Source organism: Vibrio sp. 10N.222.55.C6, assembly GCF_041473395.1.
Lineage (GTDB): Bacteria > Pseudomonadota > Gammaproteobacteria > Enterobacterales > Vibrionaceae > Vibrio > Vibrio crassostreae_C.
The window spans coordinates 1-3,723 of the sequence record NZ_JBFRSD010000031.1 but is presented as its reverse complement, the minus strand read 5'-3'; the positions used below and the strand labels follow the sequence as shown (position 1 = coordinate 3,723).

Below are 3,723 nucleotides of genomic sequence, written 5' to 3'. Positions count from 1 at the left end.
GTTGGTTTTAGTGATTAAGGTGGTATGCAGGGGCTTCGGTATTGCGTTGCTCACACCTTAACAGGGCTACATGGATTCCCCCGGTTGTCAAACATCCGCTAAACTTATGTTGATGGGTTTTGGACTGCCGCTCTACATTCGGCCTACTTATCGACGATTCGCATCCGTCGTGGCCCTGATGACTTGCGCGACTGCGGTGCCTTATTCGTTAGATGACATCTAGTGTGTCCGCCGCATTAACAGGCTCTCCGCAAGTGGTCTTAACCTATCTCCATCATTAGCGTCTGCAATGACCCGGTGGGTTTAACTCTCTATGCTGCTTAGGTTTCTACTTAAGCAGCATAGTTTTCATATTCGGTTTGATTGTGTAAAAGCGACCATATAATTCGTGCGTTCTTCGCGGCAAGTGCCACTATCGCTCGGTTCATTCCTCTTCGTTCTAGAACGCCTCGACACCACTGACTTAGCTTATCTTGCTTGTCGCCAAGGTTGGCAATCACGGTCCTTGCCCCGTGAACTAATAGTGTTCGCAAGTATTTGTCGCCGTGTTTGGTTATCCGACCTAAGCGAGGCTTTCCTCCCGTCGAATATTGCTTTGGTACTAGTCCTAGCCAAGCAGAGAAATCACGGCTTTTATCAAATTGAGAACCATTGCCTATCGAAGCAAGTATCGCAGTAGCGGTTTGCGGTCCAATGCCACGAACCTTCATCACTCGTTGAACATTAGCGCTGACCTTAGCAAAAGACTCGAAGACTTGTTCAGTATCGGCGATACGTTGATTTAATTCACCAAGGTGGTGATAAGCATCGGCAATCACCGTTCTTGCGAGATGTGGCAGTTCATTTTCTGCATCTTCAAGCATTAAGGGAACGTGCTTCATCAATGAAGAGCGACCAACGGGAATGATCAACCCGAACTCAGAAAGTAGGGCGCGCATGCGATTCATAAGCGCGGTGCGTTCACGAACCCAATGCTCTCTCATTCTATGTACCGATAGGATGGCTTGTTGCTCTGGTGATTTTACGGGCACAAAGCGAGTGGATGGTCGCTGAATAGCTTCGCAGATAGCTACTGCATCATTAAGGTCGTTCTTCCCTTTAGTTCGATAAGGAACCACGTATTTAACGGCCATGATGCGGGCGTCATGACCCAGTTTATTGAGTGTTCTTGCCCAATAATGTGCACCACCACACGCTTCAACGCCTATACGCATGAGTGGCATATTTGCTATTGTAGTCAGTAGTTTAGAGCGGGTTACTGACTTATGAAGTATGACCTTACCATTTTGGTCTACGGCATGAAGACTAAAGTGGTTTTTAGCTAGGTCGATACCGCAGAAATAAGAATAATCAGACATGGTGCCTCCGATGCATTTAAGTACCACATAAGTGTGGCAGATCCTCGGTAGGGGGAATCCATGTCATTCGTTAAGTGTCTTCGCTGTTTGGATAACTCATTGAATATTTGTACAATGCAGCAAAATTTTAAGTCTGGTTTAATTTAATGGATATTGTATTTGGTATTTTGGGCTCTGTAGCCTCTATTGTTGGTCTTCTATTGCCTGCGAAAAATGGCAAACAAAGGGTTATCCATTTAGTTTATGGTGTGGTTATTATAGTTGTTGCATATTTTGCTGTTGACTATCAGCAAAAATATGATCGTTTGGTTAATGTCGAAAAAGTAGCGACCCAAATGGTGAGTGACCAGAGTTTCGAATACACAAATCTTGGCTTTGTTCATGCTGTATTAGCATTTTTAGAAAAGAATCAAGACTTGTATCCTGATACGTATAAGCGAGCATTAAATATGTGCGCACAGTATAAATGTGATTCGCCTGAAGGTGATAGCGTTGATATGGTCACTCTATCTTTTACTTTCAGCGGATTACTCAAGGGTATTGCTACTCAACAAAAAGATGCCGAGTAATCAACACTTAACAATCGCTTCAACCAGACTGCCAACCTGTGGCATTTTTTGTTCGGTTTGGCTTTTGTGATTACAGTGGTCTGTTTGAGTTTGGTGCAGTTGGCAGCAAGTTAAGCGGGCGTTATATCAAATATCGAGGGAATATGGGAAAAATTCATTACTTTCAACGTTACAGTTCTGTTGAAAATACAGTGACAAACAACACACTTCAGCTGATTTCGCGTATATATCAATACTCTCCTATAAAAGCTTCTCAGCTTTTGACTGATCTAACAGATGAGTCGATCGAAATTGGTTTAGAAATTACGCAGCAACAAAAAGAAGCTACCTCTGTACCTGATGCTACGATTATGCAAAGAAGTTTCAAAATATTGCTTGAATCTAAAGTTGGATCCCCAGTAAGTAGTTCACAACTTCTTCGTCATGCAAAGGGCTTTAAGGGAGAAGAAGTGCAAATTTTGTTGCTTCTTACTAAAACGATTCTTCCAGCCCGAAAAGCAGAAAGTATTGCCAATGAAATTAAACTAGAACACCCATCTGTTATCTTTCAACATATTACTTACGAAGATATCTGTAATGCGTGTGATGGTCTTTTTCAAGAGCATGAGTATCAAATGCTCGAGTTAGTCGAAGACTATAAAGAGTACTGTAGTGAAACGCATCTCTTTGACAGAGCTCGACATACTATGCGCGTAGTACCCTGTGGTAACAGTGTTTCAATCAATTTGAAGTATGGAGTTTATTTTCAACCTTCAGATAGAGGCTATTCAGACCATAGATACTTAGGAATCTATGCAAAGAAACGTGTTCAAGCACTATGGGAATTAGATTGTGTAATTGATGCTGAAATCGTTGATGGAAAATTAGTCAAGTCCTATGAGAAAGGTGAGCCCACAGATAAATATGATAAAAACATCATAGATATAATCAATGACGCTAAAAGCGTCTGTGGTTATAACATCAGTACAGGTCATCGTTTCTTTTGCGGTAATTTGCATAAAACTAGTTTTAAAAAGTCGTCTAATGGTGGAATTATGGGAGCTAGAATCTTTAACGTTAGAAGCTTCTCATCAAATTGGGATGATCCAGAAAAGTTAGCTTTGGATTTAAGTGAAGTTACGTGGAAGTAAACACCTAACAAGCCAATTAAGTCGGACGCATAACAGTTGGCTGCGTTCACTTCGTTCACAATTTTAGCCAACTATTATTCGCCGCTTATTGGGGCGTTATATGCCAATTCGCTTGGCGTATTCTGATTTACTAAACTAGACTTAATTAGTCTAATTTAGTTTTATTGGAGTCGTTATGTTAGAGCAACTTAAATCAGAACTCGAGGATATTGCTTTTATGCTCGGCGAAGATGCGCACAGGAAAGAAATACACTCTAAAGTGATCAAATGTTTGCTATTGGTTGAGGGGATTAACGCAAATAGCACAAATGAGGTGAGTGACGTTGATGAGATAAATAAAGTATCTCGCCGATTGCGTATGTGGGCAAAGCCAGAAAGGCAGGCACAGTATAACTCTCAAATTCTAAATGCGTTCCTTGCATTATCTAGCTCTGGAGTTTCAGAAGTAACTGAACAACACCTCAGTGATAAGCTAGGTAATCCTGAATGGTTTAACTCTAACTATGTTCAAATGAAAGCTAAGTCAGATAAGAACCATGGTAAGGTTTTCGACACTTCATCGGGCTACATCAGAATTTGGGAACCTATTCGCTCTGCTGTCGATGAGTATGGTCGCAAAGTCTTCAACACAGGCATATAACAATCTGTTTAAGAGTGATTCGCAAC

Annotated in this window: 4 protein-coding genes; 3 read left to right on the top strand and 1 reads right to left on the bottom strand. The window is 41.4% G+C overall.

Annotated elements, in window-relative coordinates:
- Window positions 1-332 precede the first annotated feature (332 nt).
- Entirely contained in the window at window positions 333-1,358 is a 1,026-nt protein-coding gene (locus AB4486_RS17080; RefSeq protein WP_372117868.1) for an IS110 family transposase, read from the bottom strand.
- 146 nt (window positions 1,359-1,504) lie between these two features.
- On the opposite strand from AB4486_RS17080, the gene AB4486_RS17075 reads away from it, so the two are divergent.
- The 3 genes from AB4486_RS17075 to AB4486_RS17065 all read left to right on the top strand — a co-directional run bounded on the left by AB4486_RS17075 (window position 1,505) and on the right by AB4486_RS17065 (window position 3,697).
- Window positions 1,505-1,927, top strand: a complete 423-nt coding sequence (locus tag AB4486_RS17075; RefSeq protein ID WP_372117865.1) for a hypothetical protein — start codon at window positions 1,505-1,507, stop codon at window positions 1,925-1,927.
- A 38-nt stretch (window positions 1,928-1,965) separates the two neighbouring features.
- Window positions 1,966-3,057, top strand: coding sequence for a hypothetical protein (locus AB4486_RS17070; protein WP_372117863.1), 1,092 nt, complete (start codon window positions 1,966-1,968; stop codon window positions 3,055-3,057).
- A gap of 175 nt (window positions 3,058-3,232) precedes the next feature.
- Window positions 3,233-3,697: a hypothetical protein gene (locus AB4486_RS17065; RefSeq protein WP_083190209.1), complete on the top strand. Its 465-nt coding sequence runs from the start codon at window positions 3,233-3,235 to the stop codon at window positions 3,695-3,697.
- Window positions 3,698-3,723 lie beyond the last annotated feature (26 nt).